The sequence below is a fragment of the Paraburkholderia sp. FW306-2-2C-D06C genome (genome assembly GCF_058781505.1).
On the sequence record NZ_JBYSWU010000012.1, the window covers coordinates 135938 to 155353 of the forward strand.

The following is a 19416-nucleotide window of genomic DNA, read 5'->3' on the forward strand; positions in this document are numbered from 1 at the left end:
TTAGCCGCGGAAACTCTAGCACGCGTAGGTGAGATGTCAAAACAAAAAGGCTCACCATGAAAATACTGTTTCAACAAATCGGCTCACCCACCCTCGCAACTTGATTGATCAAGAACAGAACCTCCATGGCGTCGGTAAGTTGCTCTGTCTGGGAGGCTCGAGTTGTTTGTTTTGTGTTTTTTAAAGTCTTAGAAAAAACAAACTTACCAACTTACAGGGCCTATCAAACTCGAACAAATACAACGAATTAGCCCTACAAAGGTGAGTGATTTTGTTTAAAAGGTGAGGCCTTTTGTAGGCAAAGGTGGATGAAATTCCTCTATGAAAGTGAAGTGTTTACCCGTTCAGGGTGAGATCTTCTCCTGCGGGCGGGACGATGGTGAGATGAATTGTTGAAGATCGTCTGATCTGCCGACAAAGCCTGATGTTGCGGGGGCTCCTGCGACCTAACCCGCGACGGTGGTGGAGGCTTTTTGTTGGCGACGGTGAACAAATTTGTATTGGCCAGCGCTATCTACGGCGAAACGAGGAGAAGGAAAAAAGCGTTATGGCCTCGCTAGTTAGGGAGTATCCAGGCAGAACCCGACTTTGCCGGCGCGATGGTGAGGAGAATTGTGGCGGGTGCCGAGTTGCACTCCCGTGATCGCATGGTGAGAAGTTTTGTTGGATCGCTGTCGACGCTGCTCACTCATGGTGAGCGGGCTTGGGAGGGCGGACCGACAAAGCGAGCGATGATGGTGAGGAATATTGTGGGGCGCCCGGTTTTGCGCAGTGATTCTCTGCAAGACGGATCGCGCCCGTTTCAAATTGAACCCGCTCGCCTCTTCTCGGTATGTATTCAACAAAACTTCTCACCCACCTTCGTGACCGAGCCGTCACTAATCCAACAATTTCCCTCACCATGACCTTTCAAAATTCATTCGGAAAAACATGTGTAGAACGCCTCACGGGGCCGGCGTTATTCCATATTATGAAATTAGCACGCGTTTTTGGTTGCGGAATAGCCACTTAACGTCGGTTTCTAGGAAACGGGGCTAAGTCACGGGCACATTTTTGTATTTTTCTAGTATTCTACGCTTCGTATCGATTTCGGGCTAAACCTTAAAAACCATGTCCAAAGCAGAATTCCCGGCAATTACGCGAAGAGTGACCTTGGGTGAACTTGCGGGTTTCGCGGAGACGCTCAACACGCTCACGGAAGACTTGCGTAATAGTATCCTCACGCCGAAACCGCGAAAATCGGCTCCGTCATTTACTACGGCGGAAGTCGCCGAACTTTGCGGAATGGACCGTACGAAGATTCATTACCAGGCCACAAGGGAAGGAAGCACGCTGCCTGCGGGTGAGGCATCGGGTACTGGTCGTAGCCGCCATTTCACACTGGCCGAGGCGCGGACGTATGTGCAGCAGCTATCCGAAATATATCAGTCGCCGCTAGTCACCGGGTCGCGCGGTGCGGACGGGAAGGTCATCCTCGTCGCCAACTTCAAAGGCGGTTCGACCAAAACGACGACATCAATGTGTCTCGCGCAAGGATTGTCGCTCCGCGGTCGGCGAGTGCTCGCCATCGACTTGGACCCGCAGGCATCACTTTCCGAGCTTTGCGGCCTGTATGCAGAGAAGGAGGTTGATGAAGATTCAACTGTTTTGCCGTTCATCTATGACCAGACGATCGAAGGCGGACTGTCATCATTCATCAAGCAGACCTACTGGGACGGTCTGGACGTCATCGCAGCCCACCCCTCCTTGTTCAGCGCGGAGTTCTACATCCCGTCGATGCTCAAGGCTAAGCCCAGTTTTCAATTCTGGGCAATCCTCCGGGAAGGTCTCGCGTCGCTACGCAGCCAGTACGACTACATCATCCTCGATACGGCGCCTTCATTGTCCTACCTGACGCTCAATGCGTTGATGGCTGCGGATTCGATGGTCATGCCGCTGGTTCCGGAAAGTCTCGACTTCATCAGTTCTGTGTCGTTCTGGGGGCTGTTCTCCGACATCGCGAGTAACTTCATGGAGAGGGAGGCCAACAAGGCGTACGACTTCATTTCGATCATCCTTTCAAAGGTCGATAACAGCCCTACTTCGTCGGCTTCTGTGGTTCGTCCATGGACACAACGGGCCTATGGCGACTGGCTTACGACAACCGAAATTCCGGCAAGCTCGGCAATGAGTAGCGGCGCGCTTGCATTGTCGACGGTGTTTGACCTGAGCAAGAAGGACGCGAGTTCGAAAACTGTCGAGCGGGTTCGTCAGCCGCTCAGGGAATACTGCAAGTGGATTGACGATATGTATGTCGAACAGTGGAGACTCGGCAAATGAATATCCGTGCTCGAATGGCCGAGCAGACTGCCAATCTGCGCGCTGCTTCAGATATCCCGAAAGACGAAGTTACAGCCTCTAGACAAACGAACGATAAGCCGAAGACCGGGCCGGGGATGGCTGCTGCCCTGGCTGCGGCCAATATCAAAATTCAGGAACTGGAAACGCGCGGCGCGCAATCAGTGCTGCCCGTGTCAGAGATAGTGCCGAACCCTTGGCAGCCCCGGAGGGTCTTCAACGAGGCGAAGTTAGCTGAACTCGCGGAGTCGATTCGCGAGGTTGGGCTGTTACAACCGATCGTCGTTCGTCGAGCGGAGTCTGCCTATCAGATCGTTGCTGGCGAGCGGCGTTGGCGCGCACACAAACTGGTCGGATCTGAGGAGATCAAAGTCCTCGTCGTTGATTGTACGGACCAGGATATGGCGGTGCTGGCGCTGGTGGAAAACATCGGCCGGGATGACCTGGCCGACTATGAGATTTCCATCTCCATTCGCCGCACCGAAAAGGAATTTCCAAATCGCACGCGTTTGGCCGAAGCTGTCGGCATGAGTCGGCGCGGGCTGTATAGATACCTTGCATTCGACAGCCTACCCGCGTTCATCACCAGCGACCTCGATATCAATCCGACGCTTATTGGTGGCAATGCCGCCGATGCGATTGCGAACGTGATCAAGAAGCATGGTGAGAAAGCGGTGGCCGCTGCCCTCGAACTTTGGCCGGACGTCGTATCGGGAAACCTAGACCAAGGTAAGTACGCGCCGGCGATTGCTGCCCTGGTCGGTCGTCGCGCATCTAGCAAGACGGCTCGCGAGCGCTCAATTGAAAAATTTTTTGCGGGGAAAAATCACGCAGGCAGCATTACCAAGGACGTGAACAGCTTCACCGTAAAAATCAAAACGGGTGTCCTGTCAGATGCACAGGAGACCCGGATCCGCCAGGTCATAAGCGAGTTGTTTAACGGCGACCCCTCTTGAGTGGAGGCATTGCCATTAGGTGTGGAGCCCGCCTCCGGTGCGGGCTTTTTTTCGGCTGCAAGATTCAGGGTGCTTATACAACTGCCGGCGCACGCGATGCCGATGTGCGCTCACCCGCGTGGTTCCTCGGTGGCAGGCGCGGTTCGCCGTCCACCGGAGGCGCAGGGTGACGAACGGAAGTGTGCTACTAGGCACACTTTTTGGACGAGCCCCGCTTCCGAGGCGACTCACCCGAGTCGAATGAATAGCCGTGAAATCCTTGGGGCCGTACGGCTGGAGTTAGCCCACCCCCGACGGCGCCTCCTTAGCGGCGGGGCGTAGGAAGAGTGTGCTACTAGGCACACTCGCCGGAGGAGGCCCTGCTTGCGAGGGGCCCCGAGTCATGTACCGCGGCGAAAATGCTCCGCGGCCGCATGCCATGGGTGGAGTGTCGCGATCCGAACGCTATTCGGAACGGATTATGGCTGCTACCGCGAGTGCCGATTGGACGTGGCAGCACAGGCCACTTGGGGCCGCATATGGGGCCGAGATGTGCCGACAACTGCCCCAGAAGTGTCCACGGATCCGCTGGTCAGCTACGCCCCGCCTCGGACCTTACGACAGCGCACGCGGCCAGTCATGTAGATTTCTCAAAGTTCGAGCCTGCTGGCCAGAATTCGGCCGGATCAGACTGGCGACGCGGCGGCAGCATCCTCCAGCGCCGCATCAAAAAACCGTTCCACCGCGCGGTACTGCCGGGCCGCGTCGCCTTTGGTGTAAAGGGTCGTCGTGCCGAGACTGGCGTGGCCCAGGCCCGTCTGCACGTCCCGCAGGTCACTGCCGGCGTCGAGCGCGTGATTCGCATGCGTGTGGCGCAGCCAGTGTGTGCTGGCCCGTTTCAGATCCGCCGCGGCACCGGGGTATGTGGACGCGAGTGCGTCCGCGGCCCGCTTGAAGATGGCTTTGTACAGCCGGGCCAGCGCATCGGGCGACAGGGGCTTGCCGGTTTTCAGGTGAGCGATCAGCGGCGTGCCGGCGGGCGCGGTCTCGAACGTGCAGGCCGTCGGCCGCAGCAGCAGCGACGCCGCGAGCGCCTCCATCAGCCGGTGCGGCATCGGCACCTGCCGCTCCCGCCGGCCCTTGCCCATAACCCGCAGGGTCCAGGCGTCCTCGAGGGCCGCATCCAGTGCCTTGCGCGATAGCGCGCCGGTGGTGGCGGTGGCCAGCTCGGCCCGGCGCAGGCCCGTCGCATACGCCAGCAGCAGCGCGAAATAGTCGCGCTGGTCGGCGGGCGAGCCGCCGGGCAGGTTCAGCGGCCGGCTGACGGTCTGCAGCACAAACCGCCACTGGGCGTGCGTGAGCGTGCGCCCGGTCACGTCGACCAGCGGCTTCGCACTGTCCACCTTCTGCAGCCCGTGAAACGGGTTGACCAGCAGGTACTGTTCCTCAACCAGCCAGCTGCACAGGGCCGACAGGATCTTGCGGGCAGTCTCCCGGCTTGCCGGCGGCAGTTTCTTCGCGAACGGCCGCCAGGCCGGGTCGAACCGCTCGGCCTTGCCGTTGCCGATCCACCGCTCGGCCGGCTGCGGGTCGGCCAGAAAGCCGTTGATGTACTCGCGGCAGTCCAGCGTGTTGAGCGACGACAGCGGTTTGCGCCGCACGATGATCGCCCACAGCAGCAGCCGCTCGGCTTCGCGCCGGTAGGCGCGGGCGGTGTGCGCGCTGCGCTCGCCGCGGATCGCGATCCACGCGTTGACGGCGTCCAGGTCGGTGGCGAGTTCCGCCTGGTGGGCGGGCACGGGCGCCCGGTTCAGGCCCTGCGATCCATCCAGTTCGGGCGGCACGCGCAGCGACTCCAGTGGCGCCACGTCAGCGCTGACGGCCGGTCGCGTGAGCACCGGATGGCCCACCGCGAACTGCCTGCGCGGCGTGGTCGCAAGCGGGGAGAGGATGCAGTGCAGCGAACGCGCGTGCAGATCCAGCCAGTCGGTGATGCGCTGCGCGCCCTTCGGACCGAGCCGGGGCACGGCGGTGTACCAGCGCTGCCGGCGGCGCTGGATCAGCGCGAGCAGGTCGGCGAGGGTGGTCAGCCCCGCAGCGGCGAGGCGCGCCGCGACCGCCGGCTCGAACCAGCCGTCGAGCGGGTGCTCTGGCGCAGGGTCTTGAACCAGCGCGCGTTCCATGCGCTCGAGCGCTGCGGCCTGGCGGGCGCGCAGCCGCGCATTGCGGGCGATTTTCCGGTCAAGGGTGGGCGAAGGCGGCGGCGGAAAATCCCCCCGGTAGAGCTCGATGAGCTCCGCTTCGCCGTAGACCCCGTCCGGATCGACCTGCGCGCGGTAGTCCTCGAGCGTCGGCACGTCGTCGCGGCCGTGCAGTTCAACGAGGGGGATGCTGCCGGGCTTCAGGCGCAGCAGGTGGGCCGCCTCGATGTCGCGCGCGCGACGGGCCGCCACGGCCAGCGCGTCTCGCATCGTGGTGATGAGCCGGCGCGTGAGGCGCACGTCACTGCCCGCCTCACCGTAGGCCGAGTGCAGCCCCTCGATCGCGGCGCCTTCCAACCAGCCGCGATACAGCGCGAAGTGCTGACGCGTGAGCCGGCGCGCAGCGGGCTTCATGCCGGCTCCGCTGGCTGTGCCGCCGCGAGCGGGCGACCGGCCGGCCGCGGCATCGTGGCAAGCAGGCGGTCCATGAACGGCGGCAGCACGCGACACAGGCCGATCCGCTCATTCATCTCGACGCGATATGCGTCCAGTTTCGCGGGATCGAAGTGGCCGCCGACGTAGACCATCCCGGGCACGTCGAGCGCGACCCGGCTCGCGATCGTCAGCGTGCCGCAGTGGCTGAACGTGTTGTAGTGATTCCTGGCGTGACGCAGACGTGCGACCCCGTCGCCGTTCAGCTTCAGTGTGGCGGCGTTCCAGTCCAGCTGCGTGACTGCGAGGTGTCCCTGTGTCCGGCTGTCGCCGCTCCAGACCTTCTCCCAATAGCGCGCCCGGACGGGCGTTTGTTTCTTCTTCATTTCGACCACCAGCAGTTCGTCCGTCGAGCAGAGCATGGACATGGCGATGCCTTCGACCGCTTGACGCATGACATTGCCTGCGGCAGGCGCCTTGCCGGACAGCATGAGTTTGGTAGAGATCACGAGGTCGTCCAGCACGCCGAACGCGAAGCCGGCGACGAGCGCACTGCGTTGCGTCTGAAGCCGGTTGGCCGCCTCGTTGATCGCGGGCAGCAGGCGAAAGCAGGCGGCCAGGACCTCGGCAAGCTCGTTCAGCTCGCCGTCGAGGTGCCGCGCGAATTCGTCTTTGACGGCACGGTCGTCGTCGAGCAGTTCGCGCCTGACGGCGTCGGGCTGCGTCAGGTCGATTTCGGGCTGCGTCATCGGGCGGTCTCCGGGTTAAGTCGCTGTCCAGAAAAAACAGGTTCCGGCAAAGCCTTGCCGGGCGGGCCTTCCAGCGAAGTATGGCGGAGCACGCAAAATCTGCCAAGCAAATTCGCCACTCGTGATAACTCCAGTTATCAGATGTAGCGATTTTGCTGCATAGCGCGTTCCGGTCGTCGCCGGCGACCCGGGATCTTGCAGGCAAGAGCAGGCAGGGCGCTGGCGTCGGCCAGCGCGGGGTTCGCCTCGGGTTTGTCTGTGAGCCGTGCGATGCGGTTGCGGACCAGCGACCGCCTCAGCCTGCTGACCAGTTGTTTCGACGACTGTGACCCATCAGAGAATCTGGGGCGTGAACAGGGTGACTGGTTCGGCAGGCGCCACCGCCGGCTTGATGGATCCGAATCCAGAAGAAATTGCGCTGCTTATATGGGCCAAGGCAAGAATGTTAGATTGGTAGCGCAGCGTCATCAGCAGTCGTCGCCCGGCTGCTGTCGTCGTCAACTCAGCTCTCTAACACTTTCTTGACGCGATGGCGAGCGTAGTCGACCGGACAACTTCGGACGCTTGAAGGTTAGGGCTGTCGACGCTGGTGCTGAACGGCTCCCGCTTGTATTTCGCTTCACTGAGGGCCGTTCATCGAAGCGGAATTAACACACCATATCCGGACTATCCCCGAGGCATCCTACGTCCGCGCCGCGGCGGACGGCCTCATCGCCAGACAAACCAATCGTTCGGCGCCGCCGCGCAACGAAGTCGCGGCCTACATCCACAGAGTCAACCGTTTGCTCGAGCAACCGACAGTCAAACTATGGGCTCGCGGCCTCTCGACGGTAAAACATCAGGCGGCCCATTGAAAACGCGCGGTTTGAGCTGGGTGCCATTGGAAAACCCGCCGGATCATCTCGGCACCGCCTTGGGGTTGGTGATCTATTTGGTACCATGGCACATAGCGTCAGTCAGCCACTAAGGCGGCCTTCAACAGCGGGCTGATTGTCGCGACGGCGTCAACTTAAACGCACCCGCAACTTACTGCGCATGCAGCCTAGAAGGTTCGATCTCAAATGGTGACACTGCTGCGACATCCGCAGAGGCAAGCAATGCTGTGCTCGCGAATCGAAATTCTCGGCGTGTTCGGTTCGGGAAAGACGACCCTCGCACAGCACTTATCTAATGGCCGCGAGCCGCTGATGCTAGAGCGGCACGAGCATAACGTCTACTGGAATACTCCTGGGGCAAACGCTGCCACGGGCTTTTTGGCGTACGACTTGTCGTTCTTGCTACAGCACCACTATTTGGCAGCATCGTGCCCTTCGGCTTCGCACAATGGCGTCGCCTTATGCGATTGGTCATTTGCGTCTGATGACCTCTGGGCATCTATGCGTCTAAATGACGATGACCTTGACGCTTATCGAACGGTGCACAGCGCGTTGTTGAAGTCGGTCGGGCCTCCGCTTGGATACATCCATTTGCGGCCGCCAGAGCGCACGATCGCGGAGCGACTCCGACTGCGCAATCGAGCGGGCGAAAATATTTCAACAGCTGAAATAAGCGATGCAGCCGATCGCTTGGACGAGCTTGTACAGCAACTACCCAGTGCAAAGGTAATGCGCGTGGAAGACGACGCAGACCTTGTGAACATTCGGAATTTGTTTGAACACTGGCTTCGCGGGAGGACCAGTGAGCGTTAAAAATTCTACTTCCAAAGAGTTGCTTGCGCGCTACAAGGTTCCGGGTCACCAGATTTATGTTCTCGGTACGTTCGATGCGGGCGTGACGGTGTTGGACCAGCAGGCGAGGGCGTTGAATTTAATATGGTCTCTTGTTGAAGAGCGTACGGTCCTCTCGCGAGTCGCACCACGCAAGGATTTGGCGAAGCCACGTGCGGAACGAATTGCCATCATCGGCGGCGGCTTCGCTGGCCTTACTGCTGCTGCAGGTCTTCTTCGAAAGGATGTTGAAGCGGACATAACTATTTTTGAGCAGCGCGATACGTTGCTACCGCTACAGCAAGGCAGTGATTCGCGATGGCTGCATCCACACATCTACGATTGGCCTGCAGTTGGCAGCCTATCGGGTGCAGCTCTGCTCCCAGTGCTTAACTGGACTGCGGCGCGCGCCTCCGATGTGGTCGTTCAGATCCTCGGTGAGTGGAAAAAGGCATATCACGACTGGCATGAGCAGTCGAAGCGTAAGTTGCGTTTGTACTGCAATGCGCGGCACGTCCAAGTGCATGAAATCGGTAGCGACAGGGACGGCCTACGCATTGAATGGGTCGGCGAGCAACGCGATCCGCAAGATGGCATTGCGGCCTACGCTCCTGACGCGAGACACGGCGTCCCTAGGCATCAATCGGTCAACACTGGCAGCTCAGAGTCATTCGACATCGTCATTCTCGCCGTTGGTTTTGGTACCGAGCGTGACACGCCACAGTCCTACTGGCGAAACGAGACTTACGCTCAACCCAGTCTAGATAGCCAACGACATACATTTGTCGTTTCCGGGCAAGGCGATGGCGCCATGATGGATCTGTTGCGCCTCCGTGTTTCCCAGTTTCGCCAGGATCGCATCTTGGGCGAGCTCTTTTCTGGCGAGCGTGCGTTGATCGATGAACTCAGAAGAGTTCAGAGCGAGCATACTGGCCCCGATGCCAAACAGGGCTTATTCGATGCGCTCGAAACTGTCAGTTCTAGCCACCGAGTCGCGTTTGAGGCGGTGCGCGCGCGCATGTCGCAGCGATTGAGGCGAGACACAGAGGTAATTTTAAGCTTGCAGGTAAAGAAATTCTCCGAGCTTTTTGACCCGGCGACCCGAAGAATCTCATTCCAAAACCGGGTGCTTGTGTACCTCCTTTATAAATGCGGCGGCTTCTTCCCGTCATCGCGCGGCACCGATTGCCTCGAGAAAGAGAACGAGGTCAGCGAAGAACGTGTGGTGCGTCGCCATGGGACCCGGCGAGACGAAGTTCTGAAAAGCGTCTTGTCACCGCACCTGTATGACGTAATAGAACAAATGCAGGCGAAGCATGATGGAGGGTATTTCCTTCAACCGCACATACCAAATTGGACCGGAGGCTATTTCGGCTTTCCGGGTCGGGCTGACGACGCCAAGCGGCTGCCTGAAGGCACCAAATCCGCTTGGAAAAAGGAATACTTGCCGGGCCCAACCGCTCTTATGGCAACGGCATTTTGCGCGAGTCTTGCGGGCGCGTTGCGTCACGGTCACAACCCAAGCCGGCGGCTACGAGTGACATTGCATCGAGTTGCGTCGTTTGGCGGCCAGGAAGTTTTACAGCAAGCGTGTAACTATCAGGGTGTCGCCTTAGAGAGGAAAGACGAGTCTGGGATTGGAAGAACCTTCCCCATCCATATGGGGACCATTGGCTTAGCGTTTTATACTAGGCGAGTTATCCGCTCCTTGCCGTCTGTTGACCCTGGGAAGCTCCACGCCTATATGTCTTCGCCGTCAAGACGGCTAAGGGAGTCAACACGCTTGATGTCGACGAAGGTCAGATTCGTCATTGCGATTCCAATTCTTGAGCCCACGGATCCCGGGCTACACAGCCCCCCAAGCGCGGTCGCAGGCGTGATCTATATCGATAGCGAAGCGGACGATTTTTTTATAGATGATGGAAGCCTTAAGGGCATCGTGTGGATGGCGAAGGGCTTCTTGGATGGTCTTCAGGCACTCGGAAAAACACCGCTTGAACGTTTAAGCAACTTGGCGCCACCTGTCCGATCCTCCAGCCAGGTGGAGACTTCATCTATCGAGCGCGACCCCTTCGACGCCGCCGCCCGTGAGGTCCTTGAGGAGGTTGGTACGGTGGAGCCTCCCGTCACAGCCGGTCCGTTTCAACTGAATTTTGATTACTCCGAATTCGTCGTTCAGGAAGACTGATGTCGAAAACAACACACGTCCTTAAGAGTTGGCCTCGTTTCTTTGATGCTATTCGACTCGGCACGCGGACCCACGAATTGCGCCGAAATGATCGCGATTTTCAGGTCGGGGATCTGCTTGAACTGCGGGAGTACGAGTTTTCGATGTCGAGGTATACCGGCCGCACCTGTATAGCGGAGATCACTTCTATTACGTCAACACGGGAGCCATGTGCTGTGTCCGATGAGGCGCTCCACAGGGACTTCTGCATCCTGAGCGTGCGCCTCATCACTTCTGTTACTGGCAACGAAGCTGCTGAATAACTTTCGCAGGCAGAAAGCCATGAGCGCATGTCGACTCGGCGTGGCCGTTGTAGAGCGTAATGAAAATGGTACTCCCCCGCATAGGAGCGACGCGGCAAACTTCGTGCTTGGCGAGAGGGATGGCAAGAAGCGCTTCGCCGATCACGCGCTCGCGATGAGCAAGGCATTTTCACTGTGCCGCACGCTCGATGAAGCCAAGGCGGTACGGGCGTGGTGGGCAAGATGCCGGCGCTGCTGATGTCACCCAGACCGCGGGCCTGACTATCGAAGTGGAAGCGAAAGCAGGTTATCGGTCTTACGGCTGTCCGCAACTGTCTGGACGTATTTAATCCGCCCATTGCTATGCGTGTGCACCCAGGCTCCCGTGACGTTCGGATTCCGGTCAGGGCACCAAACCGAGTTGTTACCTTGTGCTTCGATGAATGCCACCATTTGTTCTCGGGTTGAGTGGCCCTGCTCCGTGGTTTCCTTGCCGTCAATTACTTTAATCCACCACAGAAAGGTAATGTGCTCATGGCCCTGTCCCCCTTCCATCCTTCTGGCCACGCATTTGAACGTCGTGTTGCTTGTGCTCATGGATTTTCTTCCCTACTTCCGTATTGCGATGTGGAAAACAAGCTGGGGCAATATGTACTCCAGCTTTTCTAAACAACTCCGCTGTTAAGCGGACGGCCACGACCGGCAATGTTCTCAAACCGTCTCAAGGCGGCCTTGACGGAAGCGGACATACGCACGGACGTGAACAGGCTTCGGAAAATGGCAATTTTTCGCCATCACTGTCAGTTGTCCCGTCGCTAGTTTACGCTGCGTCCCCAAGAGGTCAGCGAGTCAGCCATTGCCAGAACGCTTTCAGCCGTGCGCGCCAACCTGCGTCCGCTCGTTCCCCTCCAGATGGGGAGGGACTTGGGGTACTCTGCTCCACCGTCGGCTGCTCTTGGGTGCCGCGATGCATCGCCTGCAGATCCCGCTGGTCGCGCTCGAAGACAGCCTTGATCTGCCTCTTCGACAGTTGCCCGCTCCAGATCACTCGGTTGTCGCGAATTAAGTAATGCGACTGGCAGGCCATCGACCAATTCCCGATCGAGGGATGTAGCGTAGCGCGCCCCTGCGCCAACTGAATTTGCCATTCTGCAGGGGAGAGGGGTGTCACTACCTTTTCCCCGCATCCGCAACAGCAAAGGTGCACGACCGCACGATATTTCTCACTGATGTAGAGTCGCCCCGGCTGCAACACGCGGGGAGCAAGTTCGACCAGTTCCGGCGTGATCCGGTCAATTCGCATCCGTTCCCTCCGATCTTTCGGCCCTCGCCAGAGCCATCGCACTGATAGCAAATTCGAGGTGATGCCAGTCCCAATTCATCGCATAGAAGCCGAAGTGCTGCTTCCAGCGCATGACGGCGAGGATGGCGTTGAGGGCATTTGCATCGGCGATCTGAATATTCTGTTCATATAGAGCATCGCCAGCATCTTCCATCGTTGGGGCTCGATCGAAGAAATGCTTGCTCTTGGCCGGCGTAGCTATCGTGACCCGACACGTGCCAAAGATCTGCTGTGCGGTGGAAAGCGACATGTCCATGCCACAGTCGATAAAGGGCACGCCCTGGTCGATGAGATGGGAGCAAATCAATCTCCGCGCGGGCCCCTTGTCTACACAGACGAAGACGAAGTCAAACTGCCCGAGCAGTCCGACGTTGACTTCCGTCACGTACGCCGGATGTTCGATGATGCCTGTCCGCATCGGTTCATACAGAGCGGAGAAGTGCGCGACCTTGGTCTTGCCGAAATCAGATTCACTGGCTGCCGCGGGCGCCCGGAAGGCGTTGTGGACCTCGAAGATGTCGCCGTCGAACAGATGGATCTCGCGAACCGGTGTCTTGGCTACTTGGTCGAGCACATAGGACCCGGTCCCGCCTAGTCCCACGATTGCAATGCGGAGATTCGCTAACCGCTCTGAGACCATCACGAAGTTTCCGCGCGCTGAGCAGGCGTCCGGATAGCGGAATGGGTCAGTTCGAGGTGCCACCAGCGACGATCCAGGACCCAAGGCCCGGGTGCAGTTTGGATCAATTACTCGCGCCTGGTCCGTAATGATCCGCCAGTAGTGCATCAGTTGGTCGAAGTGGGTGGCGTAACCCGTCCAGCCGTCATCCTTGTTTGAGAAGAAGAACGTGGCCGGAACGCCAGGAGCCACTATTCCCCCCGCCACGTCCGTGTGTCGCAACTGCTCCATCATGGAACCGTTCGCGAAGCAGGGGAACGGGCCATCGAACCACGCTTGATGGGTCGCCGGTGGTGTCACCTGGCTGTCGGTATAGACGAGCGTGGCGACGAGGGTGCCTAGCCGCAGTTGCCTCTGGTTGTCGACCACGGGCACGTCGTGCAGAAGCAGGTGGGCCCCCTGCACCGTTACTCGCAGCCCCGCCGCAAGGAACGGGGCGAGCACTGAATCAAGAACGGCCGGTTTTGCGGACATGGCACACCATCCCTTCCTTGACCGGCACCGGCTTATCCCCCCGCGCCAGCGAGAGGCTTTCCCCGTCCGGGTAGGTGATCGTGATTGTGTAGATGAAATCCGATGTATCCGCTGGCGGGTCCTGCGGGTAGGCCAGGTGCACGAGCTGCGCATACGTCAGCTTCTCTTGGTGCACCTCGATCTCGTCGAGATTGAGGACGATTTTCGTCGTGGGTTGCGCGGCATTAGACATGGTGTCGACTCCTATCAACAGATCAACTGTTAGATCTTGTGTAAGATGGAATCAGTGTGTCAGATTTTGTGTAAGGTGTAAAGTCTGGTGTAAAATCTTTTTATGGACAATTGAGAAAGGAGGTTGCTTGACTAGGGATACCGTCCCCCAGAGGGGGCAGTGGGCGCACGCGCCCTTGGTTTTTGTACTCGCCCAGGTTCGATTTCTGCCGAGTGCGACAGCAGCTCCGGAGCATCTGCGCGACGCCATCGTGACGAGACTCGGAGCGCGGTTTCCGACAATTAGTCAGACCAATAGCGTGAGCATTGAGATTAATCTTGACGCCGCTCCTAACGCGCCACGGACTACCCCTGCGGTTGCTTATGACCTTGTCAACAACGACGTCAACGCAATGGTGCGTGTCCAGCAAGGGGCTCTCACGTATGCCGTTACGTCGTACGTCGACTCGTCTCACTTCCGGGAGGCCTGGCTCGACATCAGCGAAGCACTCGCGGATGTGCACGTCACTACCGTAACGCGACTTGGCCTACGCTATGTCGATTTCTTGGTGCCTCCGCATGGCCGGCGGCCAGAGGACTATGTCAACGCACCGTGGAACCTAACCGGCATGCCAACGCTGCCCGGCGCCATGCGTGGACCAGATCTACACGTCTCCATGGTGGATGTCGCTTATCACGTTGGCAGGATGCGCCTGCAATTCATGCGTGGATTCGGCGTGCCCTCGTTGCCGATGGACCTCCAGGGAATGCTGAGTCCTCGCCAACAGTCAGCACAAGCTTCGCCTGGAGAGTGCGGCGTAATCGACAGCGACCGATGGGTAGACGGCGAGCACCGCGCCGATCGTGCGACACTGAGCCAACTGTTCACCCAAATGCACACCGACGTATCGTCGGCGTTTCGCACCATGATTACTCCGCTGGCGCGGCGCGAATGGGATCCCGAAGCAGCAACAGGAGACAACACATGATCTACGCTTCCGAGCGTGATGCGAAGTTGGGCTGGACGATCGGATCAAATGCAATGTGGCGTCAATCCGGAGCCACCAGTGTTCGGCCGGTGACGGCCGAGTCGGTCGACTGTGGCACGGCCGTGCCGACAATAGTGATCGGCCTTAGCGACCTCTGGCAATACCTTGGGACGAGCGTCAACACTGCGGTGCCGCTACCCTTCAAACTCGGTTCGTCGCAGCGTCAGTCCGAACCGAAGCTGACTACGCCAGCAGAGATGGTGGAAGAATTGCGCGAGGCATTCGGACTCAACGTCACGCAGCTCGCACAAGTCTTGCACATCGAGCGCATCACGGTGTACGCATGGTTACGTACCGAACGGATGGAAAAACTCAATCTGTCCAACCGCAACCGCTTGTGGCGCTTGTATCAGTTGGCCAAGCAATGGGGCAGTTACGCGCCGCTTGCCGGGAAATACCTGGTCGAACCCGTCCCAGAGCGAAGCACGACGCTTTTACAGATACTCTGCGCACCGCAGCTGGATCCTGGCGAGTTCGCGCAGGTATATGAGCTGCTGGCGAGAGCCACCAGCCCGACTGCGCGTACCCAACGACATCGCACTGAGCAGCACGTCGCATTGAAGAAGGGCATCGGAAACCTGCGGAAGAACGCGAACAAGTTCGGGATGGATCTGGATTGACAGGTGAGCAGCTTTTCGACGCGTTCCTTGACGAGCTCGGCGCAGGCGCGGGGAACAAATCCCTGATGGTCATGATCGCCGGCCCCAATGGGGCGGGCAAGAGCACGCTATGGCGTCAATTGCTCGAACCGATGCTCGAGGATGCGTTGGGGGCTGAGTACATCAACGCCGACGAGATTGAGCGTGAGCTGAACGAGGCGGCTCAGGAATATCCGGACGCGCCGCAGACTCAGGAGACTGCCCTTCAGGCGCAATCCGAAGCAACGCGTCGTCGTGAACTGATGTTGTCCGCGTCCTCTGGCGCTCAATGTCATTTCGTCTTCGAGACCGTCTTTTCCGACCCCTATGGTTACAAGCTCGCGGAGTTGCAACGTGGAGTGGAAGCAGGCTACTACGTTGTGATGTTGTTCGTTGGGCTCAATGACGTCGATCTTGCCCAAGAGCGCGTCCACGGTCGGGTTGCGTCGGGAGGGCATGATGTGCCCTCCGACGTGCAGCACACTCGGTTCCCGCGCGTCTTTGCCAACGCACAAAAGGCCCTACAGATCGTACCGCTTGCAATGTTCTTCGATAACTCACGGGATCGGGACGACGGGCAGAATACTCATCGTCCCGTAGCCATCGTAAAGAATGGTGCGGTGCTGGCCCAACACGAAAACATGCCGGCGTGGTGGCCGATGATCATTCCATAGGACGCCGACCTTTGCTGCAGGACCCAGAACGACCGATTTTCTGGATTTAGCGGCCGTTCAGTACGAGAAACCGCGACCGTTTCAGAAACACGTGTGCTCAGAAGAAGGTGCTTACCGCGCGGTCGTCTCGATTTCACCCGTGTGATCAACTTTCTTTCCTGGGCCGACCACACTTACACATGCGGGCTCCTGCTGTTCAATCGAGAAGATGCAATCTTTGGTTGGCACAATCTCCAATCGAAGAGATTTCCCCGCTTTGATGTCGTTCGTTCGGACGCCTTTCCTCAAGTAGACTTGAGAGTAATTAAGACGAACTGGATTAACCGCTATAAAGCTCCCCACCAAGTTGAACGCTTCAGGAAATTCCCGGCTAAACGCGGTTGCTAGGGGTTGACCAGCCAACACCGAATTTCGCAAAGCCGTCGCTTCTTCCTCATTTTGAGGCACGATTCGACAATGCACCCGACCAAGTTCCGCGCTCGGTTGTTTCGGGGCTTTGCACAGTAGGGACCAAAGCGCGTAGACGTCGTCAATGTGCGCCGACGAAATCGGCGTGTCATTGAACGGCACGTCGAAGTTCCACAATACGAGGAGCTCTCGCGCACACTTAATGTACGTCAGCATCAAGTGTTCCTCTTTGATGAATTCTGGCGTCGTAAGCCTTGGGCTACTTCCGGTTAGTAGCTCGACTCCCTCCACCTCCAAAGCCCAGGAGACTGTCCATCCCTTATGTAGGGCATCGAAGTATCGATACAGCTTGTCAAAATACGGGAGCCCACGGACCGTTCTCCCTCTCCAACTGTTGTAGCTGAACGTGAAGTCTACGGATTGATCCTGCTGCACAGGTCCGGACGCGTGTTCAAACCGATAGCGCAGACCATATAGACCATCGAATGCGTGCCCTTCGAAGGTAAGCGACTGAGTGCCAGCGACAATTTCGCCTACGAAATCATCCATTACGAACACTGCGTTGGTTGCGGGATCGTGTAACAGCATTTTTTGCACGGCTTTTTTGCGAAGCTGCGTGTCGATCTTGATCGTTCCTGTTCCCTGTGGAATTATGTCCAGCAGCGCCGAACCCTCCAACCGAATGGTTGAAGCATCCATTTCAACTGGCAATCCATGTTCGGCTAATGCCCGCATCTTCGTTCGAAACTCGGTCTGAGCGTCCGGGGCGACCTTGGCCCGAAACTGGACCGGCTCCTTCGCGCTAAAAATTATCTGCGTAGTGTTTCCAAACTTGTTCACCTGGACGGCGAATCTAGGATCCGCCCTTTCCAGCTCCTCCTTCGCCAAACGTGTGATCTCTGCGACAGCGGTTGAAACGGTACGACTCAGCGGCGTCTTGAAAACTGCCGCTTTCATGAGTTCGAATTCCGCTTTGGAGACGGGAGGCTGTCCATGCTCTGCGTCAGCGGCTTCTTCAGCTTGGCGTTTCCACTCTTTCAGCAGCGTAACCGGATAGCGCTCAGGGTCGCGATCGATCTTTGTCGCGCAGTTCTGACAAAGCCAAATTCCGTTATCGATGCTTTTGCGCTCAGCCGATGTCATAGCTGGGTCGTAGCGCGCGGCTCCGGGTCCCGAAGCTGCTGCAGCGATGTGCGCGGCCTGACCAATGTTGTTGACTTTGGTTTTGACTGTCGTCGGACCGGTCGTCGGCTTCCTACACTCTGGATTTGAACAATGGGTGCCTACGCGCAGACATAACGCGTGCTTAGTGGCAAGGGTGAAGTCGTCACGGTTATTTCTTGCCATACTCCGACGATCCTTTAACGACTGGATAACACAAATGATCCAGATGGCTGATTATAGTGAGGCTACGAGTTAATTCTCCCCTCGTCTGATGCGGGCTAAATTTAAAGATGTGGAAGTAGCACGGTGAAAAGCAAAATTCTCGACTGCGATAGGCCGCTTCATGGCGTGAAGCGGCCGGTCGAGCTCCTTCAAAACGGACGTTCAGAACACAAGGCCGCCGAGCGCCTCCATTAAGTCTGCTATCGCCGAACGGTCGCTATGCTGAGCATTCGCTCAAGCGGAAAATAGGCTGACGCCTCGCATCGCGGGATCCATTGCCGCCCAAGGCGTCCCCGCGTGCACACGCGGATCAATATTGGCGAACCGCTTCGCCCATGTGACGGGATCCTCGTCGTAGTGAGTGAAGCGGAGGTTTGCCAGCGCAGAATCGAAGCTTCGGCCGATTACATCGCTGACCTGACTCTGATCTTCAACTGCCGAAAACGAAACCTGAAGACTCGACGGGGAATCGGCGCAAACGAGCATGATGCAGTCCTTATCGTCTTCGATCTCACGCCAGAACTGGTTAAGATCGAAGAAGCGTCCCCCCCGGAAATACCAACAGGCGTGCCACACAAAGCCCGCCCGGGCGCCAAGCTGAGTGTCGTGGGTTGCAGGAGACTGTGCCCATGGACGGGTTGAGACCGCGAGGCGGAAGCTCGTGTCGTACTGTCTAGTCGCATGGTCAATCAGATGCGCGTAGGGGTGGCCTTTGTGCACCCAATCCCGGACCAGGACATCCGACCATGCCACGTTTGGCCGTGATTGATCGTTGAAGGATGACGTTGCTCGGACGGCGCCGCGGTCGAGATCACGCAGTGTCTGCTCCACGCGATCAAGATCGTCGTCGTGGGGCCGTCGACAATGGCCAATACGATTTCTGATCTGTTTGAGCTCCTCGATTCGGCCTGCCCAGATTTTTTGAGCCGGCAAATACAAACCGAACAACTGCCACTGATCGTGTGTCAGTTGCAGAAGCAGCGATGCATCCAAATACGCGAGTTGATCCTGCGCATCGGGCGTTTGCATGTAGTGGTACGCTTCGTCCTGCTGCTGACGATTCGCCGAATTAGACGGCAAAAGGTCCGCCCACTTGGCACCAAGCGCGCTGCGCAATTCCACGTAGATCAGCGAGCGCAGCCACGTTTCCAGCTGCCACCAGCGGCTGTACAGCGCTGAAGCTGAGGCGGGCATTGCGCCAGCATTCCACCCTGCTAACAATGCGTGTTGGATCCGGACGGGCAATTTCTGCCAGTCCGACGCGTCTGATGGTGTCATGGGGGAGCCCCGATCGTGTGTTTTTTGCGTTCCAGGTATTTTAGCTGGGCTGTGCGTCAGGTTGGCAGGTGGCAATCTACAGGAACAGCCCCTGGCTTGATAGGGCGTGTTGGCCACCAAGGCTAGCGGACTGATTTCAGACAATCATGTCAAAACTTCGTTTATCGTATTACCTCGAAAAGCTACCGGACTTCCAGCATGCCCGAAATCGAAAAATGGCATTGTTGACGATTCGAATCGCTACGTCGACAGTCTCCTCCTGGCCGAACCTTGCCGATCGTCGTGCGATCGACTTGTGCCTTGCCACGAACGGCAGCACGCGACCTCATGGGACTTTCGATCCGCCCGATAACGGCCGTTCAAACCGACCGCAGGACGTCGCCGCCGACGTCGGCGATAGGTGCCGCTATCTTTACTTCGCTTGCGACGCAGTCGAAAGTGGGTTGCGA

At 58.2% G+C, this 19416-nt stretch carries 16 protein-coding genes and 1 pseudogene; 9 read left to right on the plus strand and 8 right to left on the minus strand.

Annotated elements, in window-relative coordinates:
- The first annotated feature begins 1110 nt into the window (after positions 1-1110).
- On the plus strand, positions 1111-2319 hold the full coding sequence (locus AC3WLT_RS12035) for a ParA family protein (RefSeq protein ID WP_154564496.1): 1209 nt from the start codon (positions 1111-1113) through the stop codon (positions 2317-2319).
- On the plus strand, positions 2316-3293 hold the full coding sequence (locus AC3WLT_RS12040; RefSeq protein WP_233465000.1) for a ParB/RepB/Spo0J family partition protein: 978 nt from the start codon (positions 2316-2318) through the stop codon (positions 3291-3293). Before AC3WLT_RS12035 ends, AC3WLT_RS12040 begins: the two co-directional genes overlap by 4 nt.
- A gap of 665 nt (positions 3294-3958) precedes the next feature.
- On the opposite strand, the gene AC3WLT_RS12045 is transcribed toward AC3WLT_RS12040, so the two are convergent.
- Together AC3WLT_RS12045 and AC3WLT_RS12050 are read right to left on the minus strand one after the other, a co-directional pair.
- Complete coding sequence (locus tag AC3WLT_RS12045) at positions 3959-5887, minus strand: site-specific integrase (protein ID WP_154564494.1); 1929 nt, start codon at positions 5885-5887, stop codon at positions 3959-3961.
- The gene (locus AC3WLT_RS12050; protein ID WP_154564492.1) at positions 5884-6654 is read right to left on the minus strand and encodes a hypothetical protein; all 771 of its coding nucleotides are present in this window, start codon (positions 6652-6654) and stop codon (positions 5884-5886) included. Before AC3WLT_RS12050 ends, AC3WLT_RS12045 begins: the two co-directional genes overlap by 4 nt.
- Positions 6655-7715: 1061 nt before the next feature.
- Here AC3WLT_RS12050 and AC3WLT_RS12055 point away from each other — a divergent pair.
- From AC3WLT_RS12055 to AC3WLT_RS12070, 4 genes and pseudogenes are all read left to right on the plus strand, one after another.
- Positions 7716-8342 carry a deoxynucleoside kinase gene (locus tag AC3WLT_RS12055; RefSeq protein WP_154564490.1) on the plus strand — a complete coding sequence of 209 codons (627 nt, stop codon included), beginning with the start codon at positions 7716-7718 and terminating at the stop codon, positions 8340-8342.
- A complete protein-coding gene (locus AC3WLT_RS12060; protein ID WP_166618260.1) occupies positions 8332-10548 on the plus strand; it encodes an NAD(P)-binding protein in 2217 nt (738 codons plus the stop codon). Before AC3WLT_RS12055 ends, AC3WLT_RS12060 begins: the two co-directional genes overlap by 11 nt.
- On the plus strand, positions 10548-10850 hold the full coding sequence (locus AC3WLT_RS12065) for a DUF3850 domain-containing protein (RefSeq protein ID WP_154564486.1): 303 nt from the start codon (positions 10548-10550) through the stop codon (positions 10848-10850). The genes AC3WLT_RS12060 and AC3WLT_RS12065 overlap by 1 nt, the downstream gene beginning before the upstream one ends.
- A gap of 91 nt (positions 10851-10941) precedes the next feature.
- Positions 10942-11058, plus strand: a pseudogene (locus AC3WLT_RS12070) (type I restriction enzyme endonuclease domain-containing protein); the annotation flags it as partial.
- Positions 11059-11111: 53 nt separating this feature from the next.
- On the opposite strand, the gene AC3WLT_RS12075 reads toward AC3WLT_RS12070, so the two are convergent.
- From AC3WLT_RS12075 to AC3WLT_RS12090, 4 genes are all read right to left on the minus strand, one after another.
- On the minus strand, positions 11112-11426 hold the full coding sequence (locus AC3WLT_RS12075; RefSeq protein ID WP_233464998.1) for a DUF3892 domain-containing protein: 315 nt from the start codon (positions 11424-11426) through the stop codon (positions 11112-11114).
- A 244-nt stretch (positions 11427-11670) separates the two neighbouring features.
- Positions 11671-12132: a ubiquitination-like system serine protease family protein gene (locus AC3WLT_RS12080; protein ID WP_154564484.1), complete on the minus strand. Its 462-nt coding sequence runs from the start codon at positions 12130-12132 to the stop codon at positions 11671-11673.
- Positions 12122-13324, minus strand: coding sequence for a ThiF family adenylyltransferase (locus AC3WLT_RS12085; RefSeq protein WP_492591997.1), 1203 nt, complete (start codon positions 13322-13324; stop codon positions 12122-12124). The genes AC3WLT_RS12080 and AC3WLT_RS12085 overlap by 11 nt, the downstream gene beginning before the upstream one ends.
- Positions 13299-13556, minus strand: coding sequence for a multiubiquitin domain-containing protein (locus tag AC3WLT_RS12090; protein ID WP_154564480.1), 258 nt, complete (start codon positions 13554-13556; stop codon positions 13299-13301). Before AC3WLT_RS12090 ends, AC3WLT_RS12085 begins: the two co-directional genes overlap by 26 nt.
- On the opposite strand from AC3WLT_RS12090, the gene AC3WLT_RS12095 reads away from it, so the two are divergent.
- From AC3WLT_RS12095 to AC3WLT_RS12105, 3 genes are read left to right on the plus strand one after another with little or no spacing between them, the layout of a single operon-like run.
- Positions 13555-14523: a TIGR04255 family protein gene (locus AC3WLT_RS12095; protein WP_166618259.1), complete on the plus strand. Its 969-nt coding sequence runs from the start codon at positions 13555-13557 to the stop codon at positions 14521-14523. The genes AC3WLT_RS12090 and AC3WLT_RS12095 overlap by 2 nt on opposite strands.
- Positions 14520-15203 carry a helix-turn-helix transcriptional regulator gene (locus tag AC3WLT_RS12100; RefSeq protein ID WP_174825316.1) on the plus strand — a complete coding sequence of 228 codons (684 nt, stop codon included), beginning with the start codon at positions 14520-14522 and terminating at the stop codon, positions 15201-15203. Before AC3WLT_RS12095 ends, AC3WLT_RS12100 begins: the two co-directional genes overlap by 4 nt.
- Positions 15200-15895, plus strand: a complete 696-nt coding sequence (locus AC3WLT_RS12105) for an ATPase (protein WP_233464997.1) — start codon at positions 15200-15202, stop codon at positions 15893-15895. The genes AC3WLT_RS12100 and AC3WLT_RS12105 overlap by 4 nt, the downstream gene beginning before the upstream one ends.
- 111 nt (positions 15896-16006) lie before the next feature.
- Here the strand turns inward: AC3WLT_RS12105 and AC3WLT_RS12110 are convergent, their stop codons facing one another.
- Together AC3WLT_RS12110 and AC3WLT_RS12115 are read right to left on the minus strand one after the other, a co-directional pair.
- Positions 16007-17650 carry a hypothetical protein gene (locus AC3WLT_RS12110; protein ID WP_154564476.1) on the minus strand — a complete coding sequence of 548 codons (1644 nt, stop codon included), beginning with the start codon at positions 17648-17650 and terminating at the stop codon, positions 16007-16009.
- 273 nt (positions 17651-17923) lie between these two features.
- Positions 17924-18967 carry a Swt1 family HEPN domain-containing protein gene (locus tag AC3WLT_RS12115; RefSeq protein ID WP_166618258.1) on the minus strand — a complete coding sequence of 348 codons (1044 nt, stop codon included), beginning with the start codon at positions 18965-18967 and terminating at the stop codon, positions 17924-17926.
- Positions 18968-19416: the final 449 nt, after the last annotated feature.